Annotated in this window: 15 protein-coding genes and 1 pseudogene; 4 read left to right on the forward strand and 12 right to left on the reverse strand. The window is 72.7% G+C overall.

Going from position 1 to position 16561, the window contains the following annotated elements:
* Positions 1–10: 10 nt before the first annotated feature.
* Positions 11–817 (reverse strand): methyltransferase domain-containing protein, encoded by an 807-nt coding sequence (locus ACZ4AA_RS09015; RefSeq protein WP_467597824.1) that lies wholly within the window; start codon positions 815–817, stop codon positions 11–13.
* A gap of 189 nt (positions 818–1006) precedes the next feature.
* Here ACZ4AA_RS09015 and ACZ4AA_RS09020 point away from each other — a divergent pair, with 189 nt between their 5' ends.
* Positions 1007–2626 carry an alpha-amylase family glycosyl hydrolase gene (locus tag ACZ4AA_RS09020; protein WP_467597827.1) on the forward strand — a complete coding sequence of 540 codons (1620 nt, stop codon included), beginning with the start codon at positions 1007–1009 and terminating at the stop codon, positions 2624–2626.
* Positions 2627–2866: 240 nt separating this feature from the next.
* Here ACZ4AA_RS09020 and ACZ4AA_RS09025 read toward each other — a convergent pair whose 3' ends face one another.
* From ACZ4AA_RS09025 to ACZ4AA_RS09040, 4 genes are all read right to left on the reverse strand, one after another.
* Positions 2867–4183, reverse strand: coding sequence for an RNA polymerase sigma factor (locus ACZ4AA_RS09025; RefSeq protein WP_467598930.1), 1317 nt, complete (start codon positions 4181–4183; stop codon positions 2867–2869).
* Positions 4174–4515: a YciI family protein gene (locus ACZ4AA_RS09030; RefSeq protein ID WP_467597830.1), complete on the reverse strand. Its 342-nt coding sequence runs from the start codon at positions 4513–4515 to the stop codon at positions 4174–4176. The genes ACZ4AA_RS09025 and ACZ4AA_RS09030 overlap by 10 nt, the downstream gene beginning before the upstream one ends.
* The gene (locus ACZ4AA_RS09035; RefSeq protein ID WP_467597835.1) at positions 4512–5258 is read right to left on the reverse strand and encodes a nuclear transport factor 2 family protein; all 747 of its coding nucleotides are present in this window, start codon (positions 5256–5258) and stop codon (positions 4512–4514) included. Before ACZ4AA_RS09035 ends, ACZ4AA_RS09030 begins: the two co-directional genes overlap by 4 nt.
* 118 nt (positions 5259–5376) lie before the next feature.
* Positions 5377–6600, reverse strand: coding sequence for a cytochrome P450 family protein (locus ACZ4AA_RS09040; RefSeq protein ID WP_467598933.1), 1224 nt, complete (start codon positions 6598–6600; stop codon positions 5377–5379).
* A 265-nt stretch (positions 6601–6865) separates the two neighbouring features.
* On the opposite strand from ACZ4AA_RS09040, the gene ACZ4AA_RS09045 reads away from it, so the two are divergent.
* The 3 genes and pseudogenes from ACZ4AA_RS09045 to ACZ4AA_RS09055 form a co-directional block, all read left to right on the forward strand.
* The gene (locus ACZ4AA_RS09045) at positions 6866–7663 is read left to right on the forward strand and encodes a carbon-nitrogen family hydrolase (protein ID WP_467597839.1); all 798 of its coding nucleotides are present in this window, start codon (positions 6866–6868) and stop codon (positions 7661–7663) included.
* A gap of 205 nt (positions 7664–7868) precedes the next feature.
* Positions 7869–9104, forward strand: a complete 1236-nt coding sequence (rho, locus tag ACZ4AA_RS09050; protein WP_467597842.1) for a transcription termination factor Rho — start codon at positions 7869–7871, stop codon at positions 9102–9104.
* 89 nt (positions 9105–9193) lie between these two features.
* A pseudogene (locus ACZ4AA_RS09055) lies at positions 9194–10096 on the forward strand (D-alanyl-D-alanine carboxypeptidase family protein); the annotation flags it as partial.
* Positions 10097–10110: 14 nt separating this feature from the next.
* Here ACZ4AA_RS09055 and ACZ4AA_RS09060 read toward each other — a convergent pair.
* The 7 genes from ACZ4AA_RS09060 to crcB (ACZ4AA_RS09090) form a co-directional block, all read right to left on the reverse strand.
* On the reverse strand, positions 10111–11658 hold the full coding sequence (locus ACZ4AA_RS09060; RefSeq protein ID WP_467597845.1) for a glycosyltransferase 87 family protein: 1548 nt from the start codon (positions 11656–11658) through the stop codon (positions 10111–10113).
* A 111-nt stretch (positions 11659–11769) separates the two neighbouring features.
* A complete protein-coding gene (gene mptB, locus ACZ4AA_RS09065; protein ID WP_467597848.1) occupies positions 11770–13176 on the reverse strand; it encodes a polyprenol phosphomannose-dependent alpha 1,6 mannosyltransferase MptB in 1407 nt (468 codons plus the stop codon).
* 101 nt (positions 13177–13277) lie between these two features.
* The gene (locus tag ACZ4AA_RS09070) at positions 13278–14219 is read right to left on the reverse strand and encodes a glutaminase (protein WP_467597850.1); all 942 of its coding nucleotides are present in this window, start codon (positions 14217–14219) and stop codon (positions 13278–13280) included.
* 128 nt (positions 14220–14347) lie between these two features.
* The gene (locus ACZ4AA_RS09075; protein ID WP_467597853.1) at positions 14348–15184 is read right to left on the reverse strand and encodes an undecaprenyl-diphosphate phosphatase; all 837 of its coding nucleotides are present in this window, start codon (positions 15182–15184) and stop codon (positions 14348–14350) included.
* An 83-nt stretch (positions 15185–15267) separates the two neighbouring features.
* Entirely contained in the window at positions 15268–15642 is a 375-nt protein-coding gene (gene crcB / locus ACZ4AA_RS09080) for a fluoride efflux transporter CrcB (RefSeq protein WP_467597856.1), read from the reverse strand.
* Complete coding sequence (locus ACZ4AA_RS09085; protein ID WP_467597859.1) at positions 15639–16010, reverse strand: DUF190 domain-containing protein; 372 nt, start codon at positions 16008–16010, stop codon at positions 15639–15641. Before ACZ4AA_RS09085 ends, crcB (ACZ4AA_RS09080) begins: the two co-directional genes overlap by 4 nt.
* Entirely contained in the window at positions 16007–16483 is a 477-nt protein-coding gene (gene crcB, locus ACZ4AA_RS09090) for a fluoride efflux transporter CrcB (RefSeq protein ID WP_467597862.1), read from the reverse strand. Before crcB (ACZ4AA_RS09090) ends, ACZ4AA_RS09085 begins: the two co-directional genes overlap by 4 nt.
* Positions 16484–16561: the final 78 nt, after the last annotated feature.

Below are 16561 nucleotides of genomic sequence, written 5' to 3' on the forward strand. Positions count from 1 at the left end.
GGACCCGCGCTCAGGTGACACCCGGGCCGTCCTCACGTACGGCCACGATCATCCGTGCCCGCGGGCTGCCGTCGCGGCGGTGGCCGAACTCGGTCAGCGGGTGAAGCTCCGTCCGGAATCCGGCCCGCGTCAGCTCCCGCCGCACGTCACCGAGCGGGAACGTGCGGTAGTACATGACGAAGGTCGGACGCCGGACGGCGTTGCGCACCCGCATCACCGTGTCGAAGCCCAGCAGCGCCCAGTACCAGGCCGAGTCGGCCCGTGGCGGAGCCATGATCGGGAAGGCGAAGCGTCCGCCGGGCCGCAGCACGGCGTGGACTCCCGAGAACAGGCCGGGCAGCTCGGGCGGCAGGAAGTGCCCGAAGGCGCCGAAGCTCACGACGAGGTCGAACGCCGGCCCGAAGGGCAGGGAGCGGGCATCCGCACGGACGAAGGCGACCGTCGGCGCCCGGTTCTCGCCCGCCGGGAAAGCAGGCGTCTCCGGCCGGCTATCGCCCGCCGGGGACACCGGCTTCCCCGCCCCGAGCCGTGACTGTCCGACGGCCAGCATGCCCGTGCTGATGTCGACGCCGGTGACACTCTCCCGGCACAGGCCGCGCAGTATCTCCATGCCCGCGCCGGTGCCGCAGCAGAGGTCGAGCCCCGCGTCGAAGGGCCCCGTCGGCGCGAGAGCCTTGCCCACCGCTTCGAGGATCGCGTCCGGGGTCCGGAACGGCGTGTGGTCGAACTTGGGCGCGAGCAGGTCGTAACCGTGTTCGATCGATGAGAGGGCCTGCACGGTCAGTTCGCGGAGGGTGGGGCCTTGCGGGGTGAACATCCCGCCGAGCTTAGGGGGTCGGATCCGGATCGGGGGGATGTCCCCAGGACGGGTCGAAGGCCGCCCGAGCGGCGGCCTCATGACGGGGCGAGCACGGCCCGAACGGCGCCCTTTGGACGCGTCGAACGCGGCTCGAACGGCGGCCTGTGGGGCAGCGGACGCCCGGTGCGCTGATCTATCGTCGCGGGCATGACCTCGTTCCGCCCCGCCCCCGCCTGGCTGGCCGACGCCGTCTTCTACCAGATCTACCCGCAGTCGTTCGCCGACTCCGACGGTGACGGGATCGGCGACTTCGACGGCATCACCGAGCGCCTGGACCACCTCGCGTGGCTGGGCGTCAACACCGTCTGGCTCAACCCGTGCTTCGTGTCCCCGTTCGGCGACGCCGGATACGACGTCGCCGACTATCTGCGGCTCGCACCCCGTTACGGGTCGTCCGACGACCTCGCCCGGCTCGTCGCGGAAGCCCGCCGCCGGGGCATCCGCGTGCTCCTCGACCTCGTCGCGGGCCACACCTCCGACCAGCACCCGTGGTTCCGGGCCGCGGTGGACGATCCGGCCGACGACCGGTACGTCTGGGCGCCCGAGGGCCACGCCCCGGACGGTTTCGTCCCCTCCCCCGGAACCCGCACGGGGGCGTATCTGCCGAACTTCTTCGCGTTCCAGCCCGCCCTCAACTTCGGCTACGGGCGCGCCCGTCCGGACGAGCCGTGGCGTCTGCCGGTCGACGCGCCCGGCCCGCGCGCCAACCGGGCCGCGCTGCGCACGGTGATGGACCACTGGCTCGGCCTCGGACTGGCGGGCTTCCGTGTGGACATGGCCGCCTCCCTCGTGAAGGACGACCCCGGCAAGAGGGAAACAGCCGCGATCTGGACCGAGTTGAGACACTGGCTGGACGCGGCGCATCCGGAGGCCGTGCTGCTCTCGGAGTGGGGCGAACCCGAGATGTCCGTCCCGGCCGGGTTCCACGCGGACTTCTTCCTCCAGTTCGGCGGCCCGACCGACGGGCTGGCCCTGCGCTCGCTGTGGAGCAACGGCGAGGGCACGGTCAACGAGGCCTGGGACCCGCTCGACTGCTTCTTCGACGCCGAGGGCCGGGGCTCCCCGCACCCGTTCCTGGAGGCCTGGCGCGAGGCCACCACCGCGCTCGACCGGAGCGGGTTCATCGCGCTCCCGACGGCCAACCACGACTTCTCCCGGCTCAACTGCGGTCCCCGCACGGCCGATCAGCTGCCCGTCGCCTTCGTCTTCCAGCTCACCTGGCCCACCCTTCCGGCGATCTACTACGGCGACGAGATCGGCATGCGGTTCGTTCCTGGGCTGCCGGACAAGGAGGGCAGCGTGCTCGGCCCGCGCTACAACCGCGCGGGCTCCCGTACGCCGATGCAGTGGGACGAGGGCCCCAACGCCGGTTTCTCCACGGCACCGGCCGACCGCCTCTACCTGCCTGTCGACCCCGCGCCCGACCGCCCGACGGTCGCGGCCCAACGGGCCGACGACACCTCGCTCCTGCATCTCGTGCGCCGTCTGATCGCGTTGCGCACGGGCGCGCCGGAGCTGGGTCCGGACGGCTCGGTCGAGGTGGCGCACGCCGGTTACCCGTTCGTCTACCTGCGCGGCGGCCGGTATCTCGTCGTGGTCAACCCGTGTCGCGAGCCGATGAGTTGTTCCGTCGACCGGGCCCTCGCGGTGCGTTCCCTGGAATCGGACGGTGTGAGGATCGAAGGCGGCACGGTCAGCGCCCGCGGATTCGGCTACGGCGTCTTCGAACTCGACGGCGCAGGGGCCGGTTCAGCTCCCCAGACGTAGGCCGGCGAGCCAGATGTCCGGGGTGCGCGGGGCGGCTTCCAGGGACGACACCGTCCGTGGAGGGGCGTCCCTCTTCGGCCATGCGCGCCGGGCGCACAGCGACCGGAGGGCTCTCGGCGACGGGATCGTGCGGGCCGGGACGGTCATGGGACGGAGCCTCCTGAAACGGCGGACAGCGGTGTCGCCGCCTCCCGGCGGACAGCGTCCGGGAGGCGGCCTCACCCCACCGACGAAGGGCCGCTACGCCGATCGACACTCCGTGAGCCGCTTCTCCAGGAATCTCCGTTCGGCCGCGTTCTCCACCAGTTCCAGCGCCCGCCCGTACGCCTCCGCGGCCTCGCGGGTGCGTCCGGCCCGGCGCAGCAGGTCGGCGCGGGTGGCGGGCAGCAGGTGGTACGTGTCCAGCTCGCCCCGCTCCTCCAGTTCGGCGACGAGGGCGAGTCCGGCGTCGGTGCCTTCGGACATGCCCACGGCGACCGCCTGATTGAGCCGGACCACGGCGGAGGGCACGAGACGCCGGAGCTCGCCGTAGAGGGCGGCGATGTCGGCCCAGTCGGTGTCCTCGGCCGTGGCGGCGGTGGTGTGGCAGGCGGCGATCGCGGCCTGGATCTGGTACGGGCCCGGGCGTCCCCGGCGCAGTGCGGTCTCCAGCAGGGCGGCGCCCTCGTCCGCCTCGGCCCCGTCCCAGGCGGCTCGGTCCTGGTCCTCCAGGGTGACCAGGTCGCCGGAGGCGTCGACGCGTGTGCCGCTGCGGGCGTCGTGGAGCAGCAACAGCGCGAGCAGGCCGAGGACTTCGGGCTCGTCGGGCATCAGCCGGGCCAGGACGCGGGCGAGCCGGATCGCCTCCGCGGAGAGGTTCGCGCGCGTCAGATCGGCGCCGGCCGTGGCGGCGTACCCCTCGTTGAAGAGCAGATAGAGCACGCCGAGGACACCCGTGGTGCGTTCGGGCAGGAGGTGCGCGGGGGGTACGCGATACGGGATGCCCGCGTTGCGGATCTTCCGCTTGGCGCGCACCAGCCGCTGCGCCATCGTCGCCTCGGGCACGAGGAAGGCGCGCGCGATCTCGGGCGTGCTGAGCCCCGCCAGGGTGCGCAGGGTCAGGGCCACCCGGGCCTCGATGGCCAGCGCCGGGTGGCAGCAGGTGAAGATCAGCCGCAGCCGGTCGTCACCGACTCCACCGCCCTCGCCGTCGCCGTCGCCGTCGCCGTCGCCGGGATCCGATGCGTACGGGTTGTACGAACCATACGGTCCGTACGGCGCGTACAGATCCTCGTCACGTGCCGACACCGCCACCTCCCGCAGCTTGCGCGCACCGGCCGCCTCGCGGCGCAGCACGTCCAGGGCCCGGTTGCGCGCGGTCGTGGTCAGCCAGGCGCCGGGGCGGCGCGGAACCCCGTCGCGCCGCCACCGGTCGAGCGCCTGGGCGAAGGCGTCCTGCGCGCACTCCTCGGCGAGGTCCCAGTCGCCGGTCATCCGGATCAGGGTGGCGACGACCTGGCCCCACTCCTCACGGAACGCGGCCGCGACCGCCTCCTCGACGCCGTCGTTCACTCCCAGACCGGCCGCACCTCCACCGAACCGCCCGCAAGCGCCGCGGGATGCCGGGACGCGAGCGCGATGGCCTCGTCGAGGTCGGCGACCTCGACGATGTCGATGCCCGCGACGTACTCCTTCGATTCCACGAACGGCCCGTCCGTGAGCAGGACTTCGTCGCCCCGGACCCGCACGGTGGTGGCGTCGGTCGCCGGCCGCAGCCGGGCGCCGCCCGTGACGATGCCGCGCTCGCGCACCTCCTGGATGTACGAGGCGAACCGGGGGTCGTCGGCGATGTCCTCGGGGGCGAGTTCCTCGCCCCCGACGGGAGTGCAGATGAACAGGGCGTACTTCATGACCGCGGCTCCCCGGCCGGCGGGAGACCGGCGTCCGAGGGCACCGAGATGTGCTGGTGCACGATCTGCCAGCGGTCGCCCGCCGCGCGGTAGCCCGTGGTGACGCGGGTCGTGGAGTCCAGCGTCGTGCCGTCGGCGAGCGGAGCGCGCAGGCGTACCACGGCGTGGCTGAAGGCGACGCTCTCGTCGACGCGCAGCCGGAAGTCGAGGACCTCGCGGTCGGCGGGTCCCGCGAGCGTCGAGAACCACTGTTCCTGCGCCTTGCGCAGGGCGTCGGCGCCGCTCTGCTCCAGGCCGCTCACGGGGTGGAAGACCTCGACGTCCGGGGCGTAGCCGGCCATCGCACGGTCGAGGTCACGTTCGCGGAGTGCCTCGGTGAGCTCGGCGTCGAGGCGGCGGATCTCCCCCTCGGTGTCCTCGTCGTCCCAGAAGGCGCGGACCTCCATGGCACCGATGGTGGCGACCGGGTGCTTCGCGGCGGCCTCGATCGCCTTTTCCAGGGAGGCGCACTCCAGGATGTCGAAGCCGGCGACGTACTCCTTGGTCTCGGCGAACGGTCCGTCGGTGCGCAGCACCTCGCCGTCGCGGACCCGGACGGTGACCGCCTCGGCGGGCAGCCGGAGGCGGTGTCCGTGCAGCCGCACGCCCCGCTCGGCGCCCAGTTCCTGGACCCACGGCTCGACGGGTGCCATCCCGGAGGCGTCGGCGGTGTCGTCGCCGCAGACCAGCAGCATGTACTTCATGGTTCCTCCCGGTGCTCATGAGCTTCTTACACCGCACCGACGAACGGCGCCCCGGCACATCGACAGTCCCTGGAGACTTTTTTCCGCGTGCCCCGTGAGAGGCGGAGAGCGTGGCCTGTCAGGGATGGGAGGCGCCGGGGCGTACGGGAAGGACGCGGACGCTGTTGCCGACGAAACTGGCCTGGTGGGTGAGCTCCGCCTCGGACACGGCGAGATCGAGGTCGGGAAAGCGGGTGAACAGCCGTTCGAGGGCGATGGTGGCCTCCATCCGGGCGAGGGGCGCGCCGAGGCAGTAGTGGGCGCCGTGTCCGAGGGAGAGGTGGCGGGCGGCGCCGGGCCGCCCGGGACGGGTGACGTCGAAGCGGTCGGCGTCCGGTCCGTGCGCGGCCCGGTCGCGGCCGGCTGCCGAGTAGCCGGCGAGGACGGGTGTGCCCCGGGGAATGACGGTCCCGTCGACGGTGAGGTCACGCACCGGGTAGCGGAAGGGGAAGTAGCTGACGGGGGCGTCCCAGCGCAGGGTCTCCTCGACGACGGCCGCCCAGTCCGCCTCGCCGTCGAGGACCGAGGCGAGCTGGTCCCGGTGGGCGCACAGTGCCCGTACGGCGTTGGTGATGAGGTTCAGGGTGGTCTCGTGCCCGGCGATGATCATGAGGAGCAGGGTGCCCATGAGTTCCGGCCGGCTGAGCCGGTCGCCGTCCTCGTCGTGGGCGGCGATCAGCGCGCTGGTGAGGTCGTCGCCCGGGTCATCCGCGCGGGCGGCCGCGACGGCGGCCAGCACGGCCATCAGTTCGCGGTTCGCGGCGACGGCCTGCTCCGGGCCGATGTCGGTGGAGACGACCTGGTTCGTCAGATGGTGCAGCCGGTCGCGGTACTGGGCGTCGACGCCGAGGAGTTCACCGATGACGCCCATCGGCAGCGGGAGCGCGAAGTGTTCGCGCAGGTCGGCCACTCCCCCGCCTTCCCGCGCCGCCGCGTCCAGTCCGTCGAGGAGTTCCGAGGTCACGTCCTCGATCCTGGGCCGCAGTTGTTCGACCCGTCGCACCGTGAACGCCCTGCTGACGAGGGACCGCAGGCGCCGGTGGTCGCCTCCGTCGGCGGTCGTCATGCCCTGCACGGTGGCGAAGGTCATGAGCGGCCAGCCGTCGGCGATGCGCCCCTCGTTCAGGGCCGTGAAGTGCCGGGCCCCCTTGGCGACATCGGGGTGCGCGAGGAATTCCTTCAGGGCCTCGTGGCCCAGCACCGCCGCGCCCTCCACCTCACCGGGCAGCAGCACCGCCGTGACGGAACTCCGCGCGAGCAGGCGCTCGTTGGCGGCGTGCGGGCATCCGCCCGCCGGGTCCATGCGGTGCGGCGTGACGGGCGACGTGTCCACCGTGTTCTCCTTGCTGCCGGGGCGAGTTGAGGGTCGCACGAAACCGACGGGCGCCGCGCGGAGATCGATTGTGCCCGCTCGGAACAGCGTGCGCAGCACCTCGGCGAAGCCCTTCGGAGGGTCCACGGGAGGCGGGAAGCACCGGTATCTCCTTACGCTCGTAGGGACGGGTTTCCCCGCGCTCGCGGGGACGGGTTTCCTTGGGCCGCGCGACGCGGTCCCGGAGGTGACAGGCATGCGCGCCTCGCTGATCCAGCTGTCCGTGGACTCCTCGGACACCGCGGACGAGCGCCGCCGGCGCGCGGCCTCGCTGGTACGCGGCCGGGCGGGCGACGACCTGGTGGTCCTGCCCGAGCTGTGGGCGGCCGGCGCGTGGGCGTACGACCGGTGGGGGCACGACGCCGAAGGGATCGACGGCCCCACCGCGCAGGCCATGTCCGCGGCGGCGCGTGAGGCCGGGGTGTGGCTGCACGCCGGATCCGTCGTCGAGCGGGACACGGACGGGACGCTGTACAACACCGCGCTGCTCTTCGACCGGTCCGGCGAGCTGCGCGGGCTCTACCGCAAGATCCATCGGTACGGCTTCGACACCGGCGAGGCGACCTTGATGGGCGGGGGCGACGCCATCGTCACCGTGCCCACCGACTTCGGCGTCGTCGGCCTCGCCATCTGCTACGACCTGCGCTTCCCCGAACTCTTCCGGGGCCTGCTCGACGCGGGCGCGGAGCTGATCGCGGTGCCCGCCGCCTGGCCCGCGGCCCGGCTCACGCACTGGCGGCTCCTGACCCGCACCAGGGCCCTGGAGGAGCAGGTCTTCCTCCTGGCCTGCTGCGCGACCGGCACCCACGGCGGTATGCGGCAGGCCGGACACAGCGTGGTCGCCGACCCCTGGGGGACCGTCCTGGGCGAGGCCGGTGCCACCGAGGAGACGCTGACGGTGGACCTCGACATGGCCCAGGTCGCCCTGATGCGCTCCGAGCTCCCCGTCCTGCGCGACCGCGTGCTCGGCGTCCAGGCCCCACGGCGGCCGTGAACCACCGATGAGTTCGTGACCCGGATCACACTCCATCCGGGTCGACCAGTGGTACTCTGCGAACAGCACTCGTGTACGCCTCTCTGTTCAGGCGCCGGTGCAAGTTCCCTTCTCCCGCTGTCACGCGGTCGATTCCGGTTCGCGCAACAGCTTCTCCGCACCACCTCCGCGGTACGCCCGGGGCTCCCCCGCCACGTCCGAGGTGATGCTTCCGCCGCACCGAGGCGCGCCCCGCGCCCTCCCTTCGCGGCCATCCCCCTTCCTCACGCATGACCATGCGATCCCGTCCCCGAGAGGACACCTCATGACCACCACACTCGAACACCCCGTACAGGAGCGGCCCCAGACCCGGACCACCGTCGGTGTCCTCGACATCGACGGCAACGGGAAGGGGCACCTGCGCTCCGCGAACCTCCTCCCCTCGTCCGACGACCTCCAGGTCTCCCCCGCGCTGATCCGCCGTCACGGCCTGCGCAAGGGCGACACGGTGGAGGGCCAGCGCGGCGGGCCCCGGATCCTCACCGAGGTCGAGCGGATCAACGGCCGTACGCCCCAAGAGCTGCGCCACCGACCGCACTTCAAGGACCTCACCCCGCTGCACCCGCGTGACCGGCTCCGCCTTGAGCACCCGGCGAGCGCGCTGACCGGACGCGTCGTGGACCTGATCGCGCCGGTCGGCAAGGGCCAGCGCGGCCTGATCGTCGCGCCGCCCAAGACCGGCAAGACCGTGCTGCTCCAGCAGATCGCCGCCGCCGTGGCCGGCAACCACCCCGAATGCCGTCTGATGGTGCTGCTGGTCGACGAACGCCCCGAGGAAGTCACCGACATGCGGCGCTCCGTTCGCGGCGAGGTCTACGCCTCCACCTTCGACCAGGCGCCCAGGCAGCACATCGCGCTCGCCGAGCTCGTCGTCGAGCGGGCCAAGCGGCTCGTCGAGGCGGGCGAGGACGTCGTCATCCTGCTCGACTCGCTCACCCGGCTGTGCCGGGCGCACAACAACGCGGCCGCCGCCGGCGGACGCACCCTCAGCGGCGGTGTCGACGCGGGCGCCCTCCAGGGGCCCAAGCGGCTCTTCGGCGCGGCACGGCTCGCCGAGGAGGGCGGCTCGCTCACCATCCTCGCCACCGCCCTGGTGGAGACCGGCTCCCGCGCCGACGACTTCTTCTTCGAGGAGCTGAAGGGCACGGGCAACATGGAGCTGCGCCTCGACCGGACCCTGGCCGCCCGGCGCGTCTTCCCCTCGGTCGACATCACCCCCTCCGGCACCCGCCGCGAGGAACTCCTGGTGCCGGCGGCCGAGTCGGCCGTCGTGCGGGGACTGCGCCGCGCCCTGCTGACGCGCGACGGGCAGACCGGTCTGGAGACGCTCCTGGAGCGGCTGCGCGCCACCCCCGACAACGCCACCTTCCTGCGCCGCGTCCAGCCCACGCTGCCGTCCTGACGCCCCGCCCCTGCGGCATCCGGGTGCTCGACGGCGCCGCTCGGCCCGGCCATCCCGGCGTGTCGGGTCACCCTTCCTACGTTTGCGGTATGACGATCGGATTCTCATTCCGGACCGCTGCTTCGCGCTCGGCGGTCACGCGTGCCGCCCTGACCTGCTCCGCCGTCTGCGCGGCCGGACTGCTGGCCGCGGCGCAGAGCCCGGCCACCGCGCTCACCGACGCGCTCCCCGGAGCCCCGCGGCCCGCCGCGCCACCGCCCTCGTCGCTGAACCAGCCGGGCACCCAGGTACGGCCCCGGCCCGGGGCGCCCGAGGTCCCCGACGTCTCCGCGCTGTCCTGGGTGGTGGCCGACGCCGCCACCGGCGACGTCCTCGCCGCGCACAACGCCCACCGCAGGCTCCCGCCCGCGAGCACCCTCAAGACCCTGTTCGCCCTCACCGTCCTGCCGAAGCTGCCCGGCAGCACCCTGCACACCGTCAGGGAGCGGGAGTTGGAGGGCATCGGCGCGGGAAGCAGCATGGTCGGCGTGGCCGAGGGCATCACCTACCGCGTGGCCGACCTGTGGCGCGGAGTCTTCCTCAACTCCGGCAACGACGCCGTGCACGTGCTCGCCTCGATGAACGGCGGCTGGACGAGCACCGCCGCCCAGATGCAGGCCAAGGCCCGCTCCCTCGGCGCGAACGACACCCACGTCGTCTCGCCCGACGGGTACGACACCCCCGGACAGGTCTCGTCGGCGTACGACCTGGCGGTGTTCGGCCGGGCCGGGCTGCGCAACCCCGACTTCGCCCGGTACTGCTCCACCGCCGAGGCGATGTTCCCCGGCGAGGCAGGAGCCACGTACGGCATCCAGAACACCAACCGGCTCCTCACCGGCGCGAACGGGGTGCAGCGGTATCCCGGTGTGATCGGCGTCAAGAACGGCTACACCACCAACGCGGGCAACACCCTGGTCGCCGCCGCCAAGCACGGCACGCGCACGCTCGTCGTCACGCTGATGAACCCTCAGGCGGGCGGCGGACTGACCGTGTACGAGGAGGCGCGCTCGCTGCTCGACTGGGGCTTCGCCGCGTCCGGTCGGGTCGATCCCGTGGGGACGCTCCTCGACACGCGCTCCGTCCCCGCGGCCGGACCCTCCGCCGCCGGAGCCTCCGCGCGTTCCGGGGCCGCCGCGCATCCCGGCCGCGCCGCCCGGCCCGCCTCGGGCGACCGGCCCGTGAACAGCCCGCGCCCGGTGGCCGCCGTGTCCCCCGAGGACTCGGGGCTCGGCTGGTCCGGCGCCGCCGCGATCGCCGGTGCCGCCGTGCTGGGCGCCGCGGGCGTCGCCCTCGCCCTACGGCTCAAGGCGGGCCGGGCCGGGCGCGGCTGACCGGCCGGAAGCCACAGCAGCAGCCCGAGCGTGATCCACGTATAGGTGTTGCTGCCGAGGAAGCCGCCGAGGCCGGACGCGTCGTCGAACCACAGCCATACGACGCTGCTGCACAGGACCGCGTACAGGACCGCCGCGATCCGCGCCCGGCGCCGCCGCAGCAGCACGGCGAAGGACGGCAGCAGCCAGACGAGGTGGTGCACCCAGGTGATCGGGCTGACCAGACAGGCGGTCAGCCCGGTCAGGGCGAAAGCGGCGGTCCAGTCCTCGTCGGCCAGGGCCCGCGAGGTGCGCCACGCCCAGACGCACAGGACCAGCAGGGCCAGCGTCGCCCACAGCGCCCTGCTCGGAGCCTCCGGGGCCACCAGACGTGCCAGCACGCCCTGGAGCGACTGGTTGGAGACGTAGTCGAGACGCCCGATGCGGGTCGTGTCCCACAGCGCATCGGTCCAGTAGAAGCGCGAGGCGTCCGGCACCACCCAGGCCGCGAGCGCGGTGGCCGCCACGGCGACACCCGTGGCGACACCGGCGGCCCGCCAGCGGCGGCCGAGCAGCAGCAGCGCGATGAACAGCGCCGGGGTGAGCTTGATCGCCGCGGCGAGACCGATCCCGGCACCCGCCCAGCGGCCCCGCCCACGCGTCAGCAGCCAGGCGTCGCTCAGCACGAGCGCGAGCAGCACCAGGTTGACCTGGCCGAAGCTGAAGGTGTCGCGGACCGGTTCGAGCAGCGCCAGCAGACAGGCCGTCAGGGCGCAGCCGAACCAGCCGTGGCGGCGCAGTTCGGGGCCGACCAGGATGGCCGCCACCACGGTCAGGGCGGCGAGGTTGAGGAGCAGCGCGAGGACGATCGCCGTCTTCAGTCCGACCAGGGCCATCGGCAGCATGCCGAGTGCCGCGAAGGGCGGGTAGGTGAAGCCGTACCCCGTTCCCGGCACCCGGTAGTCGTAGATGCTGCCGCCGTGGTGGACCCAGTCGCCGACCGCCCCGTAGTAGACGCGCAGGTCGAACCAGTCGCGCAGCAGGGGCACGGTGGCGGTGAACACGCCGATGACGACGGCCAGTCCGAGGACGAGCAGGAGTCGCCTGCGGTCGGTGCTCAGGAGCGGCGCCACGCCTCCGGGGCCCCGCCCGCCCGCGGGTGCCTCCGCTCCCGTGGGCCCTGTGGTCGTGCTTCTCGCGCTCATGTCCTCGTCCCGGTCGCCCAGCTCGACTTCCCCGCCGCCCGCGCCCTCCGTGGGGCGCCACCCGTCCGGCCCGCGTCCCGTCCGGGTGGGTTCCGTGCTCCGCGTCCGCCGTCATGCCGCCCGTTCCAGTACGGGTACCTGCGGCTGTGCCGCCTGGTGGGCCTGCCAGAGCACGACCAGGGCGAGCAGACCCCCGGAGACGGCGAGGATCACCTGTCCGATGTCCGCGGGCGACCCGCTCGGCAGGACCACGAGCGCGAGCACCCCGCTGACGGCCGCGACCCGGCCGCGCATCGAACCGGTGGGCGCCGCCGCCGCGATGAGGAACAGGCCCCACAGCGCGTACCACGGCCGAACGGCCGGGCCGAACACCGCCACCGCGGCCAGGCTCAGGCCCAGCGCGTAGACCGGGTGCGGGCGCAGCCGCAGCCATATGAACAGCAGCAGCCCCACCGTCGCGAGGAGTCCGACGGCGTGCCAGACGGGCATCGCGAGCGGCGCGAGACCGCTGCCGAGCCTTTCGAGAAGGGCGCCGGTGACCCGCCCGAGGACGCTGGTGGGTGACCAGTTGTGCGGCGAGACGGGGGTCTTCAGGGCGGCTATCCAGCCGTAGCCGGTACCGGCCACCGCCGTCGCGGCGACCGTGGTCGCGGCCGCGACCACGACGGTGGTCACCGTGACCCGTGCGATGCCCCGGCGCCCCTGACCGCGTCCGCGCAACGCGATCACCGCCACCAGGCCGAGCGCCGCGGGGGCCTTGACGAGGGCGGCGAGGGTGATCAGCACGATCCCCAGGACGGGCCATCGGCCGCGTGCGGCCACCAGGCCGACGCCGAGCAGCCCGAGCATGACGGCGTCGTTGTGCGCGCCGGCCACCAGATGCAGCAGGACCAGGGGGTTGAGCGCCCCCAGCCACAGCGCGGCGGCCGGATCGGCGCCGCTGTGCCGGGCGAGGCGGGGCAGCGCGGCGGCCATCAGCGCGACACCGAGCAGGGCGACCACGCGCATGCCGAAAAGGCCCGCCGGTATCTCCCCCCGGGTCAGCGACGACAGGCCGCGGGCGACGGCGAGGAAGACCGGGCCGTACGGCGTCGTCGTCGTCTGCCACACGGGCGCCACCTCGTCGGCGAGCGGGCCGCCGAGTCGTGCGGGGCCGTAGGCGTAGACGTCGATGTGGGCGTCGACCATGGCGCCCTGTGCGAGGTAGCTGTAGACGTCCCGGCTGAAGAGAGGCGGCGCGAGCAGCAGCGGAGCGGCCCAGGTGGCCAGAACGAGCAGCAGGGACCGCGGAGTCGGCGGTTCGGGCCCGCGCACGAGCGTGCCCAGCAGCGCCCAGGCGGCTATCAGCAGGACGACGCCGAAGTACACCCCGACCAGGCCCAGCACGGCCCGCCCCGACCCGGGGGCGAGAAGGTCCCGCGCCGGCAGCGCCCCGGCGGTCTCGCCGCCCAGCGCGAGGACGGCGGTTCCGGCGAGGCCCAGGGCCTGGCAGCGGCGGAGATCGACGGGGAAAGCCATGGCCAACACTCCGCAAGCGTGTCAACGCCGGGTGGCCGGAAGGCGACGCGGCGCTCTCCTGGCGGGGTCCGGAGCGTGACCGCCGTGTGGTGCCGGTGGATTCAGAACACCGACAGGCCGGTCATGGTCGTGAACCGGTCCAGGGCCGCCACACCCGCCACCGAATTGCCGCGTTCGTCCAGACCCGGACTCCAGACGCACAGGGTGCACCGGCCCGGCACCACGGCGATGATGCCGCCGCCCACCCCGCTCTTGCCGGGAAGCCCGACCCGGTACGCGAAGTCGCCCGCGGCGTCGTAGGTCCCGCAGGTCAGCATGATCGCGTTGATCTGCTTGGCCTGGCTCATGGGAAGCAGTCGGCCGCCGTCGGCGCGGATGCCGTGCCGGGCCAGGAATCCGGTGGCGAGGGCGAGATCGGCGCAGGAGGCGGCGATCGAGCACTGGAGGAAGTACTGGTCGAGCAGCTCGGGCACCGGGTTGTCGATGTTGCCGTAGGAGGCCATGAAGTGGGCGAGTGCCGCGTTGCGGTCGCCGTTCGCGGTCTCGGAGGCGGCGATGTCCCGGTCGAAGTCGAGGTTCTCGTTGCCGCTCTCGGCCCGCAGGAACTCCAGCAGGGTGCCGGCCGCGTCCCCTGTACGGGTCTGGAGCCGGTCGGTGACGACGAGGGCTCCGGCGTTGATGAACGGGTTGCGCGGGATGCCGTTCTCGTACTCCAGCTGGATCAGCGAGTTGAACGGGTTGCCGGAGGGTTCCCGGCCGACGTGCTCCCACAGCGCGTCGCCCTCGCGGGCCAGGTCCAGGGCGAGCGTGAAGACCTTGGTGATGGACTGCGTGGAGAACGGCTGCCGCCAGTCCCCCACGCCGTAGACCGTGCCGTCGAGCTCCGCGACGGCCATCCCGAAGCGGCGTGGGTCGCAGGCGGCCAGCGCCGGGATGTAGTCGGCGGGCCGCCCGCGGCCCGGAGTCTGCGCGATCTCGGTGGCGATGCGCTCCAGGACCGGCTGGAAGGTCAGGGAGGACGGATACGACGAGTTCCCGGGCATGATCGCCATTGTGCCGCCCGCCCGGCCCCGACGCGCCACAGAGGGCGCGGAGCCGGGGTCCGGCTCCGCGCCCTCTGTGCGGATCGTTCGTGTTCCGGAGCCGGTGTGTGCCGGTGCTCCAGGTTGTGTCAGCTGTCGATGACTCCCGTGCCCAGGAGCCCGAAGAGCAGGACGCCGATGACGATGCGGTAGATCACGAAGGCGTTGAAGGAGTGCTTGGCGACGAACTTCAGCAGCCAGGCGATGGAGGCGTAGGCGACCACGAACGACACGACGGTGCCGACGATCAGCGGGGCGGCGCCCACGCCGGTGCCCAGCGCGTCCTTCAGTTCGTACAGGCCGGCGCCGGTCAGGGCCGGGATGCCGAGGAAGAAGGAGAGGCGGGTGGCGGCGACGCGGTCCAGGTCGAGGATGAGACCCGTCGACATGGTGGCGCCGGAACGCGAGAAGCCGGGGAAGAGCAGGGCGAGGATCTGGGAGCTGCCGACCAGCATCGCGTCCTTGAACGCGACGTCGTCCTCACCGCGCTTGTGGCGGCCCATCTGGTCCGCGGCCCACATCACGGCACTGCCCGCGATCAGCGAGCCCGCGACCACCCACAGGGACGCCAGCGGACCCTCGATGAGCGGCTTGGCCGCGAGACCCACGGCCACGATCGGGATCGTCGCGTAGATGACCCACCAGGCGAACTTGTAGTCGTGGTTGTGGCGCTCGTTCTTGTCGCGCAGCCCGCGTCCCCAGGCGGAGACGATCCGCACGATGTCCTTGAAGAAGTACACGAGCACGGCGGCGATCGCGCCGACCTGGATGACCGCGGAGAAGCCGACGACGGCGTTGTCGTCGACGGGGATGTTCATCAGCCCCTCGGTGATCTTGAGGTGACCGGTCGAGGAGACCGGAAGGAACTCGGTCACCCCCTCCACGACTCCGAGGACGACGGCCTGACCGACGTTGATGACGCTCATGGGATCCAGTTCTGAGGAGTTGGTCGACAGTGCTGTAGACAGTGCAGGAGACAGTGTTACCTATACGCGTGATCCACCGGCGCCTAGGTCCACAAAGCTTGTGCAAACGCGACCCCGGCGAACGCCGCGCCGAGGCCCGCCGTCACGCTCACGATCACGTTGGCCGCAGCGTAGAACGCCGCACCCGCCTCGGTCAGCCGCAGGGTCTCGTACGAGAACGTCGAGTACGTGGTGAGCGCCCCGCACAGACCGGTCCCGATCAGCACTTGCAGATGTCCGGACACCTGCCCCGCCGAGGCGGCGCCGGTCAGCAGCCCGAGGATCAGGCACCCTGTCACGTTCACGACGAGGGTGCCCCAGGGGAAGACCGTATCGTGCTTCAGCTGTACCGCCCGGTCGGTCAGATACCTCAGGGGCGCTCCGACCGCCGCGCCGATGATCACCAGCAGCCAGTTCACCGCCGCGCACCGCCGTCCCCGGACGGGCCGGAGCCGCCGGCCGCGTAGCGGATGACCTCACAGGGGTCGAGGACCACCAGACCCCCGGTGACGAGCTCGTCGAGCTGCGGCAGGAAGGCCCGGACCCGCTCCTCGGTGTCCACGACGATCACGGCCACCGGCAGGTCCTCGCTCATCGAGAGCAGTCGCGAGGTGTGGATGAGGGAGGAGGCGCCGAAGCCCTCGACCCCCTTGAAGACGCTGGCGCCCGCGAGACCCGCCGCGTGGGCACGGTGCACGATCTCCGCGTAGAGCGGCTTGCGGTGCCAGGTGTCGTTCTCGCCGATCAGGACGGTCAGCCTCAGGGCACTGCCCGTGAGCCTTGTCATCGCTGCCTCCGTGCCAGGGCCCTGCGGGCCGCCGTCGTCCCGAGCCACACCGCCGCGAGGGCCGCGGACAGGGTCGCGGCGAGATACGCCAGCGCGGTGCCCGGGTGGCCGGCGCCGATCAGATTCCGGATGTCGACCGCGTACGTCGAGAAGGTGGTGAAGCCGCCGAGCACCCCGGTGCCCAGGAACGGGCGCACGAGGCGGTGCACCGCCGGCAGGTCGGTGATCAGCGCCATGAGCACGCCGATCGTGGCGCAGCCCACGACATTGATCGTGAACGTGGTCCAGGGGAACGCGCCGTCCGCGGTGGGCCGCAGCAGCCCGGCGCCGTAGCGGGCCAAGGCGCCGATCACGCCGCCGAGCGAGACGGCGGCGACGACCGGGCCCTGCCCGCGCCAGGGGGACGGTGCGCGTTCGATCGCGCGCGCGGGAGTGCCGGACTCGCCGACGCGCTCGGGGTGCGGGACTGCCATGGTCTTCGGTGCTCCTACTCGCCGGGCCGGTGCGGGCACACGGCATCGCAAGCAGGGACCGTTGGCGGCATCCGTGCC

This window comes from Streptomyces sp. NPDC024698, from assembly GCF_055559015.1.

Excerpts from the sequence above, each read along its gene's own strand:
- ACZ4AA_RS09015 (WP_467597824.1), bottom strand. The coding sequence starts at position 817 with ATGTTCACCCCGCAAGGCCCCACCCTCCGCGAACTGACCGTGCAGGCC.
- ACZ4AA_RS09020 (WP_467597827.1), top strand. The coding sequence starts at position 1,007 with ATGACCTCGTTCCGCCCCGCCCCCGCCTGGCTGGCCGACGCCGTCTTC.
- ACZ4AA_RS09030 (WP_467597830.1), bottom strand. The coding sequence starts at position 4,515 with ATGAAGTACGCCCTGTTCATCTGCACTCCCGTCGGGGGCGAGGAACTC.
- ACZ4AA_RS09035 (WP_467597835.1), bottom strand. The coding sequence starts at position 5,258 with ATGAAGTACATGCTGCTGGTCTGCGGCGACGACACCGCCGACGCCTCC.
- ACZ4AA_RS09040 (WP_467598933.1), bottom strand. The coding sequence starts at position 6,600 with ATGGACCCGGCGGGCGGATGCCCGCACGCCGCCAACGAGCGCCTGCTC.
- ACZ4AA_RS09045 (WP_467597839.1), top strand. The coding sequence starts at position 6,866 with ATGCGCGCCTCGCTGATCCAGCTGTCCGTGGACTCCTCGGACACCGCG.
- rho (WP_467597842.1), top strand. The coding sequence starts at position 7,869 with ATGCTTCCGCCGCACCGAGGCGCGCCCCGCGCCCTCCCTTCGCGGCCA.
- ACZ4AA_RS09060 (WP_467597845.1), bottom strand. The coding sequence starts at position 11,658 with ATGAGCGCGAGAAGCACGACCACAGGGCCCACGGGAGCGGAGGCACCC.
- mptB (WP_467597848.1), bottom strand. The coding sequence starts at position 13,176 with ATGGCTTTCCCCGTCGATCTCCGCCGCTGCCAGGCCCTGGGCCTCGCC.
- ACZ4AA_RS09070 (WP_467597850.1), bottom strand. The coding sequence starts at position 14,219 with ATGCCCGGGAACTCGTCGTATCCGTCCTCCCTGACCTTCCAGCCGGTC.
- ACZ4AA_RS09075 (WP_467597853.1), bottom strand. The coding sequence starts at position 15,184 with ATGAGCGTCATCAACGTCGGTCAGGCCGTCGTCCTCGGAGTCGTGGAG.
- ACZ4AA_RS09085 (WP_467597859.1), bottom strand. The coding sequence starts at position 16,010 with ATGACAAGGCTCACGGGCAGTGCCCTGAGGCTGACCGTCCTGATCGGC.
- crcB (WP_467597862.1), bottom strand. The coding sequence starts at position 16,483 with ATGGCAGTCCCGCACCCCGAGCGCGTCGGCGAGTCCGGCACTCCCGCG.